The sequence below is a fragment of the Lewinella sp. genome (genome assembly GCF_050633125.1).
Taxonomy (GTDB): domain Bacteria; phylum Bacteroidota; class Bacteroidia; order Chitinophagales; family Saprospiraceae; genus Lewinella.
The window spans coordinates 1-20,803 of the sequence record NZ_JBOEFX010000149.1 but is presented as its reverse complement, the minus strand read 5'-3'; the positions used below and the strand labels follow the sequence as shown (position 1 = coordinate 20,803).

The window sequence follows — 20,803 nt, the reverse complement described above, 5'->3', positions numbered from 1 at the left end:
CGCTTGGCAGGAGGTGTTCGTTACGCTTATGCGACCTTTCGTCGGGATGCTCACTAGCGTTCGCGGGAATGCTCGCTAAAGCTCGCGCGTAGCGCGGCTACCGCCGACGCAGTCGGCACCGCCGCGAGGAACGAGCACTACCGCAAGCCCAGTGCAACACTTTCTGCCACAAGTAAAATTTCAGACAAGAATTAATCCAACAAAATATGCTCCCCAAAAAAATCTTCGTCAGCGGTATAAGTACCGAAGTAGGAAAAACTGTTTGTTCCGCTATTTTAGTCAAAGCCCTCCAAGCTGACTACTGGAAGCCCGTTCAATCTGGCGATTTACACCACACCGATAGTATGAAAGTAGCCAAGTGGAACGGTCTGTCTCTCCCCCACCCTCGCTTTCATCCGGAAACACACCGGTTGACCGAGCCTATGTCGCCTCACGCTTCTGCCGCTATTGATGGTGTACATATAAAGCGGAGTGATTTCCAAGTGCCAGCCACCGACAAAACGCTTATTATTGAAGGTGCTGGTGGCTTGATGGTCCCTCTCAATGAGCAAGACACACTCTTGGACTTGATGTGTGATTTACAAATACCCGTGATTTTGGTTTCCCGCAACTATCTGGGCAGTATCAATCATACCTTGCTCAGCATTGCCCAGCTACAACAGGCCGGAGTTCCTATTGTTGGTATTGTTTTCAATGGCCCTTCTACGCCTAGTACCGAAAAAATCATTTTGCAAATGACCAAAGTTCCCCTCTTGTTTCGCATTCCCGAACTGAGTGAACTATCTTTGTCCGCCATTGATGAAACGGCACGTCTCATCAAGCCCCAACTCCTCGAAACCCTAATGCATTAGTATTGCGCAAAAAATGCCATAGGCATCCCTACGGGGTAAGTTGAGCCATTTTTGTGCTGTTCCTTAGTCTTTTCACCTTGTACAAAGTACCTTAAAATGTCTACCCTCACCCAACGAGACCAGCGGGTTATCTGGCACCCCTATACACAAGAAAAAACGGCTGCTCCTCCTCTTCCCATCGTTCGCGGCGAAGGCCCTTACCTGATAGGCGAAAATGAGGAACGCTACCTTGATGCGGTTTCCTCTTGGTGGGTCAATCTCCACGGGCACAGTCATCCCTATATTGCAGAGAAAATTTATGCCCAGTTGCTCACCCTCGAGCACGTTATTTTTGCGGGGTTCACACACCCTCCCGCTGTAGAAGTAGCAGAACGTTTGCTTACGCATCTTCCTGATCAGCAAGCACGTATTTTCTATTCAGACAACGGCTCTACTGCGGTAGAAATCGGCATCAAAATGGCCCGCCAATATTTCTACAACCAAGGTAAAAGGCGTAGTAAGCTCGTCGCTTTCAATGAAGCTTTTCATGGAGAGACATTTGGAGCGATGGCTGCTAGTGGCGATCATGATTTCAACCGGGCTTTTCATGACGATCTCTTTGAGGTTTGGAGGATTCCCGCCCCTGTTGACGAACAGCGTACCCAGGAAGCACTCAAACAGCTGGAACACCATCTCCAGACAGGCGAAGTCTACGCTTTTCTTTTCGAACCCCTCATCTTGGGAGCCGGAGGTATGCTGATGTATACGCCAGAAGTACTTGATCAACTTATCTCGCTTTGCCATCGCTATGATGTGCTCTGTATTGCGGATGAGGTAATGACGGGCTTTGGCCGTACTGGCACCACCTTTGCTAGTAATCAACTTCAAGAGCAGCCCGACATCATGGCCATGTCCAAGGGCCTTACGGGTGGAACGCTCCCCTTGGCCATTACCACTTGCAGCGAAAAAATATTTTCTGCATTTCTCTCCGAAGACAAACTTAAAGCCTTCTTTCATGGCCACAGCTACACCGCTAACCCTGTAGGATGTGCAGCAGCCTTGGCCAGTCTCGACTTACTCGAAAGGGAAACAACCCAAGCGAATATTCAAAGGATTGTGAAGCAACATGCTGCTTTCAGAACCAAAATTATATCACATCCAGCCTTGCGCAGGGTCCAGCAAACGGGCACCATTATTGCGCTAGAGTTTGCCACCCCCGAAGGCACTTCTTACTTCAATGATCTTCGTGATAAATTGTACTATTTCTTTTTGGAACGGGGCATTCTCCTTCGTCCCTTGGGTAATGTCATCTACATTTTACCTCCTTATTGTATGACCGAAACGCAGCTGAAAGAAGTCTATCTGGCGATTGAAGAAAGTTTACAAATGATATCAACCTCAGCTATTTCCGCGTGAAGCAATCGAAAAGAATAAGCATCGTTGGTTGGGGCAGCACTTCTGCTTTAGGCCACCTCCCAGAAGGGATTTGGCAAGCTTACTTACAGCCCCAAACGGCGATCAAGCAACGTGATGATGATTGGGTGGCTAGCCTACCGGCTATTACAGAAGACCGTATTCACAGCTTGAGTCAACAAGAAAAAGGCTATCATCGCCTCGATCGTTCCGTACTGCTGGCCATGCTGGCCGGGGAACAAGCACTACAGCGGGCAGGTTGGAAAAACAAAGGAATAGAAAGTGGACTTTACCTGGGCTCCTCCAGGGGGGCTACAGGCAGCTGGGAAGCGTATTTTCAACAATTCCAAGACCAAAAGGAACGATTATCGCCCCAAAGTTCGCCCTTAACGACTGCGGGAAATCTCGCCACGCATACCGCCCAACACCTGGGTATACACGGCTTCACTTCCGACAACTCTATCACCTGTAGTACTGCTTTGCACGCTGTTGCAAATGCTGTAGTATGGTTGGAATCCGGGCGTTACAATCAGTTCTTAGCGGGAGGTACAGAGGCACCATTAACGCCATTTACCCTCGCCCAAATGAACGCTTTAAAAATATATTCCAACCTTTCCGACACCACATTTCCAAACCGCGCCCTGGATCTAAACAAAACCGAAAACACGATGGTACTTGGGGAAGGCAGTGCCCTTTTTGCCCTCATGAAAGATGCCACCCAGCCGCTCGCGCATTTGAGTGGCCTGGGCTACGCCCGAGAAAATACTGCAACCTTAACAGCCATTTCTAAAAACGGCCTAGCTTTACAAAAAGCTATGAATCAAGCACTAAGAGAGGCAGAAAAAAAGACCGTAGATGTTGTTATTTGTCATAGCCCCGGCACCCGCTTGGGAGATCTTAGTGAATGGCGGGCTATTCGTAGCGTATTTGGGGAAAATATGCCATCTTTGACCTCCAACAAATGGAAGTTGGGCCACACCCTGGGTGCCTCTGGAGGGCTTAGTCTGGAACTGGCCCTACTGCTCTTAGAGCACCAAACCTTCCTACCTATCCCCTACCTTACACCGACCGTGCCACCGAAGAACATTCGTAGCATAATGGTCAACGCCTTGGGCTTTGGTGGTAATGCCATCAGCCTGATCATCACAAAACCATAGCGAAAAAGACTTTAGCATGAGCGCAACAAAGCATTGGACACTCGAAGAAGTATTAGCAGTTTATAACTCTCCTCTCTTGGAGCTTGTTTATCGAGCAGCAACAGTACACCGCGAACACCATAACCCGCGGGAAGTACAAATTAGCACGCTCCTATCCATCAAAACAGGCGGTTGCCCCGAAGATTGTGGCTACTGCCCACAGGCAGCTCGCTATCATACGGATATTGAAACCAACGACCTTATGACCGTAGATCAGGTCACGCAGGCAGCTATCCGTGCCCAGGCCAGTGGTGCTTCTCGTTTATGTATGGGAGCAGCCTGGCGTAATGTCAAAGACAACGAAGAGTTTGAGCATGTACTCGACCTAGTACGTACCGTCAACAAACTCGACATGGAAGTGTGCTGTACCCTCGGTATGCTCACCGAAAACCAAGCCAAACGCTTGGAAAATGCCGGCCTTTACGCCTATAACCACAACCTCGACACTTCCGAGGAATATTACAAGGAAGTCATCTCTACCCGAGGCTATGAAGACCGCCTGAAGACCTTGGATAATGTTCGAAAAACCAACATTACCGTTTGCTCAGGAGGTATTGTAGGAATGGGCGAAAAAGCAGAAGACCGCTGTGGTATGCTGCTCACCCTTTCTCAATTGGACCCGCAACCAGAGTCAGTCCCCATCAATGCACTCGTGGCTGTAGAAGGGACACCATTGGAAGAGCAACACCCCGTTTCCATCTGGGAAATGGTTCGCATGGTAGCGACTACCCGCATCGTAATGCCCCGCGCCACCGTACGCCTTTCCGCTGGTCGCACCGAGATGTCGACCGAAGGACAAGCACTATGCTTCATGGCAGGTGCAGGTTCTATTTTTGCAGGAGACAAGCTTCTCACCACCCCCAATCCAGACTTACATTCTGATTTAGATATGTTCGACTTATTGGGTCTTCAACCGACCCAAGCTTATAGTAAGCACGAAAAGAGAGAACCTCAGACAGAAACAGAAAAGCCCGCAGCAGAACGCCAAATTAAGTGGTCTCGTCCAGGTCATAAAATTGAAGCCAATGTAGCTTACGCGAAGAAGGAGTAGAGGTACTCGCTCTGCTCGTAGCAGTGTTCGTTATACTTACGGAGGTGTTCATCCGATAAATCGGATTCACGATTTGTGCTCACTTCGTTCGCGGTGATGTTCGCTACGCTCACGGTTTTTGGGGCCAATAAAAGAAGGATACACGCATTAATCTACAGTCTCATCCGCGAGCGATAACGAGTCCCCCCGTGAGTGCTAACGAACACAAACACGAGCGATAGCAAGTACCACCGCGAGTGTAACGAGCACAAACCGCTCGCATAGCGAGCACTCCCGCGAACGCAGTGAGCACCAAAAGGTAAGATTTCGCTGTCCCACGGTATCTATACCAAAGCATCCTTTCATTTCGAATAAAAAGCTTTGGTTTGATGTCAACAACTACCTCCTCCCGGTTGCGCTTATGCCTCCTGTTTATACTTTTTATAGGTGGGGCAACATCCTGTGTACTCGCACAAGAACTAAGTAACAGCATTTATGCTAATACCAGTGAAGGAGACTGTTGTTTTCAGTTTGGTTATACCTACAATCTCCCCCAAGGGATCACTAGTATTGAGACCAAGTTAATCGATACCGATATTACTTTTTCCAGCATTGATTACCCTTTAGGCAGTGGTTGGCAACAAACGGTACTCCAACAACAAAAGCGGCTACGCTGGACCTGGGAAGGCGGAGAACTCCCTCCCGGCGACCAACCCCTCTTTGATTTTTGCTTAACAGGCTGGAATAGTGCAGATCATATTTCCTTGGCAGTCGTCTGGCGAAGTGGCAACAATGTCCTACAGCGAGACACCTTACAGCTAGCCTGCGGAGCCTGCTGGCAAGCCGCCGACTATTCCATTGAATGCCTTGCAGACAGTACCTATAGCTATCTTTTCACTTTTGAAAACAACAGTCCTTTTACTGTCAACCAGCTACAGGTTCGTGAGCCGGATGGGCAAGACTTAATCTTCGAAGAAACCCTTTCTCTGTCTGCTAGCTTAGCTCCTGGAGGCAGCCAGTCTGGCTTGGAATTACACTTCCGTACTGACGCAGCTTTCCTTGACGAAATTTGCTTCTCCTTAAGTCCTAAACGATACTTGGAAACGGGTATTGCGGTAGAATGCTGTACCGCAACTTACTGCTTTCCAATACCAGATTGCGACCATTGCTGCACCGCTTACGAAGACTTTATCATTGACGCCGAACAGGGGTTTTCACTGGCTATTGATTGCGAGAACACACAAATTCGGCTGCAAGCCAATGCCTTAAACGATTGCGACCAAGTGGCCTTTACACTCACAGGTCTAGGCGCAGGAACAGTAGATGGCAACGAAGCCATCACCTTTGGCGGCCTAGCTGAAGACACCGAATATGAAATATGCATGACTGCAACCCGCCGTGACCGCAACGGTGAAAACTGCTATGAGACGGCCAGTTTTACTACTTGTGAAAGCTTTTATTTCGACTGTGACCAATGTACCAACCCTGGTCAAATCAATTGGGAGGACAGTTGCCCTAATTTCGTAAATCTCGTCTGTGGTTGCGACGGCATGACCTACCTCAACGCCTGTGCGGCCCTCAGTTGGTCGGGTATCCAGGAATGGACCAACGGCCCTTGTAGCGACCTACCTCTAGACAGTATTCCATTGATCGCGGAATTAAACGACGACCTGCACGTACAGCTTTCATGGACCAACCCAGGTATGACCGACTATCGCTATTTCCTGGTACAACGGCGAGTATCTAACGGCCCCTGGTTGACACTTGCGGAGGTCAGCAATGCCACTTTTGCTTATTTAGACATCGCCCCACTGCTTCCTAATGTGGTCTACCGGATTGTTGGAGTTATCTGGCCGGGCAAAGTGGTCATCAGTAATCTAGGGGTAATTGGCCTGGTCGCTACTCAGGCTGCCTCCAACCGTAATGAAGGAAAGATATGGCCCAATCCGGCAGGTGATTACCTCAATATTTCCCTGGCCCTGCCTCAATCAATTCCCCTCCAACTCTGGACTCCGCAAGGAAAACTCCTCCACCGATTCCAAACAGACCACAATGGTTTTTATCAACTTTCTACAGCCAATTTACCTGCAGGCTGTTATTTGCTCACCAGTAATACGGGGAGCCATCCGTGGCGAAAGCGGGTGGTTATCATCCATCCTTAATTCGCAAAAAACAAGGGAAAAAGGCAGGTACTATGGCGCAATTCCAGCAAATTAAAAGTTTTATCTTTTTTATTTAAAAACAAAATTACCTATATTTGCGATGGAATTATTCCCCATCATAGGTAACTACCCCCATTTCTTGGGGCATTCAGAGGTATAAGTTTGGATATTGCGTGGCATTCGCTTCGGTGAGTGCATAAAGTACTATGGCCATGCCCCATGGTTTTGGGGATGGTCGACGGCGACTGAGGCTTGGGTGGGTTGACCCTCCAGGGTCCGCCGATAACTATGGCCCGCACTCATTTCATCCTACTCTCTTTACGTCTCTTTAAGCTCTGCTTTAAAACTACAAATGGCACCAAAACCAACTAAAAATCAACTATTTACACATTTAATTTCGCGTACAACTCTCCATTTATTATCAGTAATAAACGTCATGATCGTCCCTTGGGTTCTCAGAGCTTGTTTGGGACGATAACTCTGAGGGGCCTGCGACGATCACCGCAGGCAAACAAGCTCGAATGTTTACAACATAGTACTAAATGAAAATAGCAAGGGATAAGCGCCCACCCCAAAAGAGCAACGCAATTATACTCCTCCAAGTCAGGCTGTAAACCACTTCGCAACAGGTATTAGCGGCCTATAATCTCCCGAAGCTAGTGGTGGTGCCCTCCGTCACCATGTACGTGACCATGCTCCAGCTCCTCCGGCTCGGCATCGCGAATTGATTCAACATGCCCGGTAAAAAATAAGTCAACTCCGGCCAGCGGGTGGTTAAAATCCAGCTTAACATTTTCCTGCCCAACAGCAATGACTGTTCCCATAAGAGGATGGCCTTCCTCGTCTTGTAAGGGTAGCGTCCTCCCTATCTCCAGCAGACTTTCATCTTCTTCGAACATCGACTTGGGCAACTCGACCATAGCAGTTTCATCGTAGTAGCCATAAGCGTCGGCTGACTGGATACCAAAAGCAAATGCCCCACCTGGCTTCAGCCCTTTTAAATTGGCCTCAAAGTCGGGTAGCACCATGCCAATACCGTAAACAAATTTAAGCGGCTTGCTACCCAGGGTAGATTCAACTAAGGCTCCATCAGCACTACCTTCCGTAAGGGTATAGTGGACTGCAACTACTTTTTTTTCTTCAATAACCATAGACAACAATCAATAAGGTGAAACATATACACGAACTATCCCCACAAAGTTAGCCCTTTAAAACCTAAGAAATGTATTCTCTACTAGACTCTGGAATAGCAGCAATCCGATGGAGGCTTCCATTCGTATAAATACATTCACGTATTTATGAAATTATTTAATGCTACACTCTAAAAAAACGGGCAAATGATCCGACAAACCTCGCCTAACCTCAAGCAATTCGCAATCTCTTACAAAATCTACCCGCCCCGAACGGTGAAGTTCGACGACATCCTGGTCGTAATAGATATTATCAATAGAATGGTTCAGGTAATTTCCACGGGCACATTTCCTTTTGAGGGTTGTCGCCATATCAGAGATGGAAGGTTGATAGCCCACCTTATAGAAGGACGCCCAAACGGGGTGATCTTCAGAAAGGTTGAAGTCTCCTGCTAAGAACACCAGCTCTGAAGCTAAACGGTTTTGATAGGCTTCAAAATGAGCAATCTCCTTTTCTGGTTGCTTATCGTAGGTACGGGAATGAACATTTACAATATAAAAAGGGGTGCCTTCAGACTTTAGTCGAAACTGCCCCAGGTAGGGCTCTCGGTCGCATTCGTCTGCCAATTTGCTATCCAAATAAGGGCGGCCGACCAACTGTATTTTGGAAGATCGCCAAAGAAAAGCGTAACGTTCGCTGATATGAGGCGAAGGGCTACGGGTAGGATCACTAACCCGATAGTCCCAGCGGTCGCCCATGCGGTTGAGTTCGTCTGCTAGGTGGGCAACAGCTTGTGCTCCGCGAGGATCTTTGGCGACGACCTCCTGGACTGCAACAATATCAAACTCATTGATAATTTCTGCAATGTTGCGAATTTCACTATCATCTTTGCTTTGCCCCAGGTTCTGGATATTCCAGGTAAGCAAGGTGAATTCCTGCGCCTGCATGACAAGCAGAAGGCTATTGAATACCCAAAAGAAAAACACCCGTAGAAACCGCATAGCATCAGATTAATGATTTTGCATCCCATAGAGACGTTACAACCGCAACGCCTACCCTCACCAGGATCAGAATTCGCAAATATACGTAGAGACGCGATGCATTGTCTCCACTATTCTATTTCATGATGCATTGCACTTAATGCCACATATCCATTCCAAAAATTAGTGCGCAGGGCAGCCGCCCGGAGCCCGACGGGCCGGCAGGGCCGTAACAGCCAAGGATAGTAGCGGTATGCACTGCGCAGCAAGGGCATAAGAGCGGATAGCCTGGCCCCGACCGTCAGGTACGGGGGGATGCCAAAGAAATTAAGAGTTTGTTGGGAAATTTCATTTGGCAAAAAACAGGTGGTCGAAATATTTGGAGAAAACAGCTTAATGCTTCCTGGTTTTAAAGGATTCCCGAACCTGTCTTCGAACTAAAAATCTCACTTAGCCCGCTAAGCTCGATTTTGACTTCTTAACCAGAACCGTAAATCGTTGAACTCCGAGGAGGAACGACGATCAGCGAAGCTAAAACCAGTTTGCAAAATTTCCAAACAAACTCTTTTCCAAAAAAATCTAATTGTAAGGGTAAGGTTTCTTTTGCTGGTGCAATAGAGGGAAACAAAACCTAGTACAATGAAACTACACCTAACGAAGATAATGTTGCTATGCTGCTCTTTTTTCCTCCTAGCGGGCAGTCTCTACAGCCAGGGTTGTGTCTCTGGCACGGTGTATGAAGATTATAACAACAACGGACTACAAGATGCCGGTGAACCAGGGATTTTTGGGTGGACCGTAAATGCTGTATTGAACGATGGCATGAGCATAAGTACTACCACGAATATGAATGGGCAGTACGAATTTTGTGATATCCAGGAAGGCACTGCCTATTTTGCAGTAGAAGTAATGAATGCTGACCAGGTAGCTGTGCCCCCCATCATCAGCATCGTCTATGAAGGGAGTGGCGATGTGCCAGGGCAGAATTTTGCTATTATTCGACCCAGCGAACTGGGGAGTATCAGTGGCTTGGTCTTTTTTGACCTCAATAGCAATGGCAGCTATGATGCTACGGAGCCTATTTTGCCTAACACCACGGTCGTTTTGAGTGGCGGCGGTATGCCAGCTGGTATTGTACAGGCTACAGGCCCGGATGGGCGATTTTTCTTTAATGGCCTGCCTTCGGCAGACGACTACGAGCTGTCGGTAGCCGGTGGTAGCCCTAATACTTTATGGGGAAGTCCTACCCTGATTAATCTGGGTCTAGCGCCAGGGCAGGAACGTAACGACCTGGCTTTTTACCGTGTCACTGCGCCTGGTTTTGGTAATATCCGCGATCAGGTTTGCTATGACTACGATGCTGATGGTGCAATAAATCCGGTATTGGAAAGAGGTATCAGCCTGGTGGACATCCGCCTGCTGAACCTACAAGGCGAAGTGGTCGCAACCACTCAGTCTGATGCCAATGGTACTTATAGCCTCACCGGACTGCCCGCCGGTGAATATCAACTGGAAGTCGTTTATGATCCAGCAGAATTTGAGCCTACAACACCTACCACTTATACGCGGAGCGTAGAAATAGATGCTACCGTGCAAGGTGGCCCGTTCTACCTGAACCCACGCAACAAGCGATTCCATTGTGGCATGGCGATTCATAGCTTCAGTCCAGTGAACAATGCACTGGTACCTGGCCGAGTATTGACCGTGAAAGACATTAGGAACCATGCCCCTGCACCACGCGGTGTAAATGTGAGCTGGAACCCTACCGATATAGACCACCCGGATTGGCGGCAAAGCACGATGGGATCGGTCTTTGGTTTGACGACTGACAGTGAATTTCACGCTTTTGCCACCTCTGCACCCAGTCTTTTCTGGGGCAGCTACCCAATCACCAACGGTAATGCAGAAGTCTTTTGGATCAATGCTTATACCGGGCAGGTGACCGACTTTGTGCTGGCCGATGCCGGCGCCACTACTGTTGGTACCAATAAGATATTTAACAATGGCTCCGGCATTGGGAATATCACCTATAACGGCGACAACGAAGTATTGTACCTGACCAATCGTGCAGATCAGACGATTGTGGTTATTGCCGGACTGGCCAATACTTCTGCTACGCCAGGAACGGTGATGCAGGTTTTCGACCCTACTTTTACTGGCCAAGTCGGTAGTGGACAGCAACTCTTCGGGATTGCTTACCAAGGCGGCGAAGTATACTTTGCCCGTGACCCAGTGGGGAGCTTTACCCAAATTTATTCCTTGACGGTCAATCCGGCTACCGGGCTTATCACTGGAACAGAAGCGTTGGAATTTAGTGTAGGAAACAACCGCGTATCGGATATTTCTCTTACCGCCGATGGCAGCAAGATGGTTGTTGCAGAGCGCGGAGGTGCGCATGCTTCCAGTATTTTCCAGTACACCAGCACCGGACCGGGGTGGTCTGCACCTCAGCAAATCTACATTGGCAAGCTCGGCAGTATCCACACCAACTCTGCGGGTGGTGTCGATTATGGCTATGATAGCTTTACGGGCGAAACCCCACCAGAAGGTGGCTGTGATACCGAAATTGCGATTACCTCTAATGCTTTGATTATGACCTCTGGGCAGTACACCTACGGTTTTGGGCTTGTGCCCAGTACGGGTAATGCTCCGGGAACTTACGCTGATTTGAATACTATTGCCATTGATACAGACGGTAGCACAGACGGATCGATCTACGTGAAAGGAACAATGGGCGATGTGGACATCTACGATTGTGCTTGCCCCATCGAAGATTGTGCTACCGAAAATGGTTTGGAGATCATTCCTTCTTCGCCAGAGAATCCCCAAGGAGTAGGTGGTTGTTGCCATATTCTGGACTTTATCAACACGGGATCGCAAAATATCTTTGGCATCAGCTTCAACCTCTTGGACGGCGCCGAATTCCAACACGGGTACGTTATTCCCCCTGGTTATAGTACCCCCAACTACACAGACAGTAGCATGGTGATTATCCCCACTGCTTTGGGGGCAATGCCGAATAACATCAATGGCTTACTCGACTTTTGTTTACAAAACGTGTACGCTACGCCTCAATACATGGTCGTCAACTACCTAGACCAGAACTACGAAATTTTCTGTACCGATACGCTCACTTTTGCTTGTCCGCCAGAGGCACCTTGTTTGGAATACCTCAGCGACAGCCTGGTTTGTGACACTGCAGGTTACCTCTATACCATTGATTTTGAGGTACCACCGGGCAGCGATATCCCTGGCGGCATCGGCTACATCGACTTAAATCTTAATCCCAACACGTTGCCTGCGGGCGCGAGCATTTCCCCCACCGGCTATACTTTTAATCCCAAGCTGCAGCCCGGTGATCAGGTCACGCTGACGTACACGATCAACACGTCGGCGGACCTGTATGGGGATTCGCTTTGTGTAGTCATTACGGCCCATGATGACGAAGAAGAGCGCCTCTGTTGTTTCGCTTACGAGGCTTGTATTCCGTTTCCGCTGTGTGATCCATGCCCCGATGTGAGTGCCGAAGTGAGACCTGTGACTGATGATCAATCCGAATATTGCTGTTTTGAGTTACTGATCACGGATACTTTCAACCTTGATCCTAACCTCTTTACCAGTATTCAGACCAATATCATCACGCCCGGCGTCACTTACGATGGCCTCAGTACGCTACCCGCCATCCTTGATGGTTGGACGCCCAGCTTTGATAATCCGGCAGCGCCTACGGCCATTAGTTGGAACCACAGCAGCGGTATCGTACCTAATAATACCAACTACAACTTGTTTGACTTTTGTGTAGAAGGTGTTACCAGTACGGACTCTATCCGGATCGAAATCAACTGGCTCAATGCTGATTCTGTGGTTTGTCGAGATACCGTAGCAGTCTACTGTCCGTACTGTTTGACAGTAGTAGAAGATCAGTTATACTGTGATGATAACGGCGACTATGTTTACCAATTTAGCTTTGTCAATAACTCTCCCTTTGCAGTAAACGCAGTATCATTACTCGATGCTAGTGGCTACCCCGGTGCCGTTGGTAACCCTGGCGTATACATGCTGGGTACTACGGTACCTTCAGGAGGAACTTACAGTGGCAGCCTACCGGTGCAGCTCAGTGGTCAGCCCGGTGATGAGGTCTGCTTTGACATCGTTTTACGGCAAATTATTGGCGATGCAATCAATATCACCTGTTGTTATGCTACGCACTGTGTGACCTTGCTGCCGTGTGATGAATTGCCAGATTTACCTTGTCCTGTACTAGATGTAGAAGAGCAAATTTGCACCCAAATCTATGATCCGGTCTGTGGTTGTGATGGCCGTACTTATGCCAACATCTGTTACGCAGAGAATGCCGGTATCTTTAACTGGACAGAAGGGCCTTGTGATCCGGTACTTGACGATACCGGCGTGATTATCCTCAGTGGCAACTCCGTGCAAGGCGGCGTAAACCTGGATTGGAGTTTAAGCGATGCTCCGGATAATTACGACTTCTTTGTTGTGCGAGAATCTATTGATGAAGGGAATACCTTCCAGGAAGTAGCCTTCTTGTCTGCTACCGGGTTAGACCAGTACAATTTCTTGCGGGTTACGGCCTCGGTGGGTAATCTTTACTACCAAATTCTGGGTATTACGACAGGAGGTGCGCTGGTTCCTAGCAATCAAATCACCGTCTTCCGCGAAGAAACCATGGGCCTCACAGTGATGAATGCCTATCCCAGCCCAGCCCGTGATCAGGTACACATTAGCGTCAACCGTAGCGGGCGGGCGGCGATTGAAGTGATCACCCCGCAAGGGCAAATCAACCACCGCCAGGATGCCGACTTCCAAGGAAATCCTGTACCGGTGGAGCTACGAGCGATCAATGACGGCGTTTACCTCATTCGGGTACGCTTCCGCGATGGCGAAATGGTACAACAACGTGTGGTGAGAGTAAGGGATTGATGAAATAAAATAGTTTGAACCACCAATGTATTGCGCAAAGGCATTTAAGAAGATGATCTTCTTAGGTGCCTTTGTAGTTTAGGGCCAAGTGTTCTGCAAAAAAACAAGTTGTAGCCAAATTTCATACAAAATGAAATTAAACCCTAACATGGAATAGATGTCAATCCTACATTTGTCAAAGTAAGTCCCGGCGGATTACTAACTGTCGCTAAGTTACCAGACCAATGAATAAGACCATCGCAACATTGATTTTAGGAGCAGCCGTTTTAATAGCCACCTGTTCCAAAGATGATATTGAAATTCCCGTTGACCCATTTGCCGAGTTGAATTTGCCCGAACAATACTTCAACTATGCCAATATTCAACTCCCCATCCACTATACAACGAATGGGTTTCCTGCTCAATTTCAGTTTCAGCCAGCTATTGAATACGATAATACGCCTATTGACAACCAAATTACAGATGCAGGAGCGACATTAGGCAGAGTGCTTTTTTATGATAAAAAACTAAGCGCCAATGGTTCCGTTTCTTGTGCCTCTTGCCATAAAGCGGAACACGGTTTTTCGGACCCCGAAATACTCAGCGAAGGGTTTGATGGTGAACATACCCGAAGACATTCCATGGGAATTGTTAATGCTCGATTTTATGCCGGTGGACAATTCTTTTGGGATGAACGAGCAGCAACTTTAGAAGAGCAAGTTTTGATGCCATTTCAGGATGATATAGAAATGGGTTTAACACTTTCAGAGTTAATCAATATAGCAAGTGAACAAACTTATTATCCGCCCTTATTTGAAGATACTTTTGGAGACGCAACTATTACAAGTGACAGAATTTCAAGAGCTTTGGCACAATTTGTAAGAAGCCTTGTGAGTACGACCTCAAAATACGACCAAGCAAGGAGCGAGGTTCAATCTCCCATTACAGATTTTCCAGGGTTTTCAGCATTAGAAAATCAAGGGAAACGACTTTTTTATTTACCTCGTTTACTTACGAATGGTGTGAATGGAAACTGTGTTGGTTGTCATCAAACGGAAGCTTTTGTAGGTCCTCTTCCAAGTAACCCTGGCCCACTTACCACCTTTGCCACATCCAACGGTTTAGATGCTATGTCGACTACCGATTTAGGCGTTAATGAAGCAACAGGGAATACAAGAGATATTGGGAAGTTTAAATTTCCTTCTTTAAAAAACATCGCCATTCGACCACCTTATATGCACGATGGCAGATTTGCAACTTTAGAAGAGGTCATTGACCACTATAGCTCAGGTATTCAAAATCACCCAAATTTAATTACCCCTTTGGTAAATTCAGATGGAGAAGTTGGGCAATTCAATTTTACACAAGAAGAGAAAGATGCCTTAGTTGCTTTCTTAAACACACTAACAGACAGCCAAATGCTGGCTGATGAAAAATATAGCGACCCATTTGAATAGGGAGCAACACCAAGAATAATAGTATAAAAAACATGAAACGATTACTTCTTATAACCCTCCTCTTTTCATTGCTTAGCTGTAATGACGATGATGGAATGACTGATATTCCTACCCCTACTGAAGGTACTCCAAACATCCTACTGATCATCGCAGATGATTTGGGCAAAGATGCTATTAATGGATTTTCGGAAGGAAGCATCAAACCAAACACCCCAAATATTGATGCCATTAGAACCTCAGGAATATCTTTTGCTAATTTTTGGGTTTATCCAACTTGTTCACCTACAAGGGCCTCTATTCTAACAGGGAAATATGGTTATAGAACAGGTGTAAAATGGGCAGGAGATGAACTCGACTTGTCGGAAACGAGCTTGCAGAAATACATAAACTACCAGACAAATAACAGCTACTCAACTGCCATCGTCGGAAAATGGCATTTATCTGGAAGTAATGGTACTTTCAATCCCGAGGTATTCGGAATAGATTATTATGCAGGCCTTATCAGAGGCGAATCCCAAAGTTATTACAACTGGCTATTGACAGAAGGTGGAGCTGGTAACATTGTAACAGATTACACTACCAGTAAATTTACAGACTTAGCCATAGACTGGATAGATCAACAAGAAAAGCCCTGGTTTATGTGGCTGGCTTACAATGCTCCTCATACCCCATTTCACGTGCCGCCAAATGAAATGCACTCTCAAGGAAACTTGCCCGCTTATGTAAATGGAATGGATGAAATGCCCTATTATATGGCGGCTATTGAAGCAATGGATTTCCAAATCGGAAGGATGTTAGACAATATCCCTTTAGAGGAAAGAGAAAATACCATTATCATTTTTATTGGCGACAATGGAACACCCAATCAAGTAGCACAAGCTCCATACACCTTTCTTACGGCAAAAGGTTCTTTGAATCAAGGTGGTATAAATGTTCCCATGTTTATCTCCGGGAAAGGCGTTTCAAGAACAGGGAATGACGATAACCTCATTACAAGTACAGATTTGTTTGCCACCATCTCTGAACTGGCAGGAGTTTCTGTCAATAAAATTCACGATAGCCAAAGCTTCAAATCATTACTATCACAATCTTCAACGATAAGAAATTTTCAATACGCTGAAAAAGATGATGGCACCAATGATCTTTGGGCCATAAGTAATGGTGATTATAAACTTATCAAAAGTGCCAATGGCAGTGATGAATTTTACAACCTAAACGACGATCCTTACGAACAAAACAATTTATTGAACGGAATATTATCAAGTACTCAACTAAACGCTAAGGCAGCATTAGAAACGGAGTTATTAAACATAAGACAATAAAAAAAGCATAAATGGCGTAGCAGCTATACACCACAACGCCATTTATACCGACCGCTGAGAGTTATCCCCTCTGAAACTTAGTAGTCAAAACTACTACAAACTTGCCGCAGGCAAACTAAGGATAGGCGTTCTACTGTGGTAAGAAAGTGCTTTGGTTTTGCTGTAGTGAAACAATTCTTCCAGAAAACTGCGTTTTTCGGTTACCATCGCAACGACATCGATTTCCATTTCTTCGAGAAACTTGGTCAAAACCGTTTGGAAATCTGTACCATCCAATACATGGAAGGCTACGTTATCATTTTCTACGAAATCAGCACTAAACACATCCATCCGATGGTGGTATTCTTCGGTATGTGCCAAATCTACATTGACACAATGAATTTGAGGAGAGAATGCCTCAAACAACTGCAACACCTTACCAAGCCCTTTCTTTTCTTGAGGCTGGAAAGCAGTGGTAAAAGCAATATTGTCAATTTTTCCATCAAAAACAGCCTGCTCAGGAATAGCTAAAACCGGACAAGAAGCATTTTCCAAGACTTCACCAGCAACACTGCCTAAAATAATCTCTTTCAGCCCTCGTGCACCGGTAGTACCCATGACAATGAAATCTGCCTTTTCCGCTATAGCGCGTTCCAAAATGGTCTCCTCTGTATCCCCCTCATGCAGAGTATGAACGACAGATAGCTGATTGAGTCCTTGTTCATCCTGTATTTTATCTAACAGCGGAACAGCATCCTTATAGTTATCAAATTCATAAAGATCAATGCTATTATAAAACTCCTCCAAGTTGTGGGGAACCTGGATAAGTCCGCTAATATCCGGCTTCTCAAATACGTGCAACGTGATGATTTTTGCATCTAATCGGTCTGCTAGTTGTAAGGCGTAAATAAACGCACGTGTAGCAGCATCAGAAAAATCAGTAGGGAAAAGAATAGTGGACATATTCGCAATTGTTATGATCAACATGAAAAGTAATCATAATGTAGGAAATCTACCTACAAAACAACGACTCATTGGTGTAAAATTAACCTACGCTTAATCAAGCAGCAATGACATCCGTTAATATGTGATGGTGAAAATGGTCACTTTACGGGATACTTTAAACCTCTCTAATTTTCCTTTCCGCCATAGCTAGTACCCGCCATTTCCCAACAGGTAATAAATAGCGCTGCGATCACTGGCCCCAATACAAAACCAGACAAGCCAAACCAGGCAATCCCTCCCAAAGTCGCTAAAAGAATCAGATAATCAGGCATTTGGGTGTCTCTGCCTACAAGCATTGGCCGTAGCAGGTTGTCGACCAAACCAATGACGAAGGAACCTACGGCAATCAAAACGATTCCTTTCCAAAAAGGCCCCTGCACCAGAAAATAAATAGCTGCCGGGCCCCATACCAAGGTACTCCCACCAATAGGAAGAAAAGAAAGTAACGTCATCACAACGCCCCAGAAAAAAGCGCCTTCAATCCCCAATATGGCAAACAACAATCCACCCAGTCCACCCTGAACAACAGCCACAATGACTGTTCCTTTTAAGGTAGCTCTTACTACACTGGCAAAGCGATTGACCAGGGTATATTCACGACTATTACCCATTGGTACTACATTAATAATGGAACGAACAATGGAGCGACCATCACGAAGAAAGAAGAACAATAAATACAGCATCAGGAAAAACTCGGCAGTCAAAGCAATCGCGTCCTGGGTGTAACCCAAAGCCTGATCGGCCAATACGTTGGCTATTTTAGAAACAAACGTACTGATATCATTACTAACACGCTCCGGTGTAATTCCTACCTTTTGCAGGAAAGCCTCAATACGAGGGGCCTGCCCTTCGTAGTAATCAACAATCCCTGCCACATTCCATTCGCCAGAGCGAAGATTCTCTACCACGCCCTGCCCCTGCTTGACAAGTGCCAACAGCACCAAAAAAGAAGGAATAACAACAATGGCGATAATGAAGGCTGTCGTTAGAGCTGCCGCCAAATTGGTTTTCCCTTTTAGCCAAAATCGCAAGTATCGAAACGATTTCCGGAAGACAATGGCCAACACTACTGCCCAAAAGAATGCCATTACAAAAGGCTGTATCAGCCCTGCAAAAGCGGCACTTACCAGTAATAACAGACTGATAAAGAACCCATGGCGAATGTTCGGCGAATGGTTTGAGAAATTAGGCACGAGCTGGTGTTTTATGTAAGAATATTGGGTTTTGCTTCAAACGCAAAAAGGCGCTTTCCGAGGAAAGCGCCTTTTTGGCAGTATTTCGTATTGTTATCCGCACAAGAACATCCTAGTGCAAGGATTGATTGACGGTTTCCGCTGCTTCCGTAAGTGCTTTGTATTCGGCAGGGGTTAATCCATCCATTACAAAACTTAGTGGATTAACGGGTTGGCCGTGGTAATGCACCTCGTAGTGACAGTGCGGTGCAGTAGAGGTACCAGTGCTACCTACCAAACCAATAACTTGGCCGCGTTCTACCTTTTCGCCTTTTTTCACATTGATCTTACTCATGTGAGCATAGTACGTTTCGTAGCCATTGCCGTGCTTGATAACAACAAGGTTACCAAAACCACCAGCACGCTCTGCACGATGTACAACGCCGTCGCCAGAAGCAATAATCGGGGTACCTGATTTTGCAGTAAAATCAATACCGTTGTGCATCCGCATCACCTTGAAAACAGGGTGCAAGCGAGGCCCAAAACCAGATAGTAATCGTAAATCTTTGGAAAGCATATCCGAACGGACAGGCTTGATCGTCGGCATGGTAGCCAGTAATGTTTCCTTATCCTTTGCCAACACAACTATTGTGTCTAAGGATCTGGACTGTAGGTTGACCTGGTGCTTTAGGCGATCAATGCGAGACTTGATGTCAGACATGATCTCTCCAGACTCTCCGTAAATCTCATATTCTCCGTAAGCATCGTGCCCTCCGATACCACCCGTCCAGATATTTTCGTCGATGGGATCCATCCCGAAAATCATGCGGTGTACGTAAGCATCACGCTTTTGCAAATTATCAACGGCTTTCTGCATATCCCCCAAAGTCTGTTCTGACTCGGTCTGGATGAATGTTTCCAGTCGCTCAACTTTTGCTTGTAGTTCTTTTTCGTTAGGAGAAGGGAAGTACTTATGCGCTATCAACGTAAATACGAATGCGGTAAATAACGCAGCACAAGTAAAACCAAATACCCTTAGGAGGGTCGTACTTAACGGTTCAACTACTTTCTCGTAACGGAGCGTTTGTTTATTAAAAACGTAACGTTCTCTTCTCATTAGTGTTTGACATTAGCCAATAAATAGCTATCCGCAGTTAATTAGGTTTTAGGGACAATTCATTTTTCTCAAAGCTCTCTAAAGCGGATTAGCCTGTTACAAATCGGGGTGTTTTTTCAAGTGGCTTGGGCAAATGTAACATAAAGCCATCATTTTCCTAAAATTTTAACGCTAATGTGGAAAACTAATGTCACTTTTATGGTAAATTTAAAATAATTGACACCAAAAAAGTTTTAAAACATCCCTTTTTACACTTTTGTTCGGCTTTAGAGCGTGACGAAACAAATCTTATTTTTTGCTAAGTCACGTTCTATTTATTTTTGTGCTGTTCCTAAAAACGGGTTAACTTAGGAACAGCACGAAAATAAAAAGTGATTTTGTTTAATCAAAAAGGGGGCTAAACCTTTTCAATAATCAAAGCCGAAGCGCCACCACCACCATTACAAATAGCGGCCATACCTACACTGCCCTTCTCTTGAGTCAATACATTGTTAAGTGTAGTCAAGATTCTGGCACCAGACGCTCCTAGTGGGTGACCAATAGCCACGGATCCACCAAACACATTCATTTTTTCACGGTCAATCTTCATCTCTTGTGCAAAGGCCATGCTTACAACTGCAAAGGCTTCGTTGACTTCAAAAAAGTCGACATCACTCATTTCCATACCGGCGAGCTTCAATGCCTTAGGGGCAGCTAGTGTTGGAGCGGTTGTGAACCACTGAGGTTCCTGAGCCGCGTCAGCAAAAGCTACAATTTTAGCAACTGGTTTCAGTCCCAGTTCTTCCATCTTCCGCTTACTTACCAGGATAATTGCAGAAGCACCATCATTAATGGTAGAAGCATTGGCTGCGGTAACAGTTCCGTCTTTAGTGAAAGCTGCGCGCAGCTGAGGGATTTTTTCAAATTTTACGCGCTTGTATTCTTCGTCTTCTGTAACCACAAGAGCATCACCTCGGCGTTGAGGTACGCTGACAGGTACGATCTCTTTGGCAAACCACCCTTCGGAGGTCGCTTTAGCGGCACGCTCGTAACTACTAATGGTGTAAGCATCCTGGGCCTCGCGACTGATACCAAACTTGACAGCCG

General features: G+C 46.3%; 14 protein-coding genes. 8 read left to right on the top strand and 6 right to left on the bottom strand.

Features of this window, described 5'->3' with window-relative positions:
- Positions 1-206: 206 nt before the first annotated feature.
- The 5 genes from bioD (at position 207) to ACRBG0_RS25940 (ending at position 6,631) form a co-directional block, all read left to right on the top strand.
- A complete protein-coding gene (gene bioD, locus ACRBG0_RS25960) occupies positions 207-851 on the top strand; it encodes a dethiobiotin synthase (RefSeq protein WP_431489747.1) in 645 nt (214 codons plus the stop codon).
- A 96-nt stretch (positions 852-947) separates the two neighbouring features.
- The gene (bioA, locus tag ACRBG0_RS25955) at positions 948-2,246 is read left to right on the top strand and encodes an adenosylmethionine--8-amino-7-oxononanoate transaminase (protein ID WP_431489746.1); all 1,299 of its coding nucleotides are present in this window, start codon (positions 948-950) and stop codon (positions 2,244-2,246) included.
- Positions 2,243-3,400, top strand: a complete 1,158-nt coding sequence (locus tag ACRBG0_RS25950; protein ID WP_431489745.1) for a beta-ketoacyl synthase N-terminal-like domain-containing protein — start codon at positions 2,243-2,245, stop codon at positions 3,398-3,400. Before bioA ends, ACRBG0_RS25950 begins: the two co-directional genes overlap by 4 nt.
- A 16-nt stretch (positions 3,401-3,416) precedes the next feature.
- Positions 3,417-4,490 carry a biotin synthase BioB gene (gene bioB, locus ACRBG0_RS25945; protein ID WP_431489744.1) on the top strand — a complete coding sequence of 358 codons (1,074 nt, stop codon included), beginning with the start codon at positions 3,417-3,419 and terminating at the stop codon, positions 4,488-4,490.
- Between the two features lie 368 nt (positions 4,491-4,858).
- The gene (locus ACRBG0_RS25940) at positions 4,859-6,631 is read left to right on the top strand and encodes a T9SS type A sorting domain-containing protein (RefSeq protein WP_431489743.1); all 1,773 of its coding nucleotides are present in this window, start codon (positions 4,859-4,861) and stop codon (positions 6,629-6,631) included.
- Between the two features lie 656 nt (positions 6,632-7,287).
- Here the strand turns inward: ACRBG0_RS25940 and ACRBG0_RS25935 are convergent.
- Positions 7,288-7,782, bottom strand: a complete 495-nt coding sequence (locus tag ACRBG0_RS25935) for an FKBP-type peptidyl-prolyl cis-trans isomerase (RefSeq protein WP_431489742.1) — start codon at positions 7,780-7,782, stop codon at positions 7,288-7,290.
- Between the two features lie 153 nt (positions 7,783-7,935).
- Positions 7,936-8,763, bottom strand: a complete 828-nt coding sequence (locus ACRBG0_RS25930) for an endonuclease/exonuclease/phosphatase family protein (protein WP_431489741.1) — start codon at positions 8,761-8,763, stop codon at positions 7,936-7,938.
- A 618-nt stretch (positions 8,764-9,381) separates the two neighbouring features.
- On the opposite strand from ACRBG0_RS25930, the gene ACRBG0_RS25925 reads away from it, so the two are divergent.
- The 3 genes from ACRBG0_RS25925 (at position 9,382) to ACRBG0_RS25915 (ending at position 16,444) form a co-directional block, all read left to right on the top strand.
- Positions 9,382-13,686, top strand: coding sequence for an SdrD B-like domain-containing protein (locus tag ACRBG0_RS25925; RefSeq protein WP_431489740.1), 4,305 nt, complete (start codon positions 9,382-9,384; stop codon positions 13,684-13,686).
- Positions 13,687-13,910: 224 nt separating this feature from the next.
- Positions 13,911-15,122, top strand: a complete 1,212-nt coding sequence (locus ACRBG0_RS25920) for a cytochrome-c peroxidase (protein ID WP_431489739.1) — start codon at positions 13,911-13,913, stop codon at positions 15,120-15,122.
- 32 nt (positions 15,123-15,154) lie between these two features.
- Positions 15,155-16,444, top strand: coding sequence for a sulfatase-like hydrolase/transferase (locus ACRBG0_RS25915; protein WP_431489738.1), 1,290 nt, complete (start codon positions 15,155-15,157; stop codon positions 16,442-16,444).
- 93 nt (positions 16,445-16,537) lie between these two features.
- Here ACRBG0_RS25915 and ACRBG0_RS25910 read toward each other — a convergent pair whose 3' ends face one another.
- The 4 genes from ACRBG0_RS25910 to ACRBG0_RS25895 all read right to left on the bottom strand — a co-directional run.
- Positions 16,538-17,386: a universal stress protein gene (locus ACRBG0_RS25910; RefSeq protein ID WP_431489737.1), complete on the bottom strand. Its 849-nt coding sequence runs from the start codon at positions 17,384-17,386 to the stop codon at positions 16,538-16,540.
- 167 nt (positions 17,387-17,553) lie between these two features.
- Complete coding sequence (locus ACRBG0_RS25905) at positions 17,554-18,621, bottom strand: AI-2E family transporter (RefSeq protein ID WP_431489736.1); 1,068 nt, start codon at positions 18,619-18,621, stop codon at positions 17,554-17,556.
- Between the two features lie 112 nt (positions 18,622-18,733).
- Entirely contained in the window at positions 18,734-19,717 is a 984-nt protein-coding gene (locus ACRBG0_RS25900) for a M23 family metallopeptidase (RefSeq protein ID WP_431489735.1), read from the bottom strand.
- Positions 19,718-20,114: 397 nt separating this feature from the next.
- The coding region (locus ACRBG0_RS25895; RefSeq protein ID WP_431489734.1) for a thiolase family protein at positions 20,115-20,803 on the bottom strand (689 nt) is incomplete at its 5' end.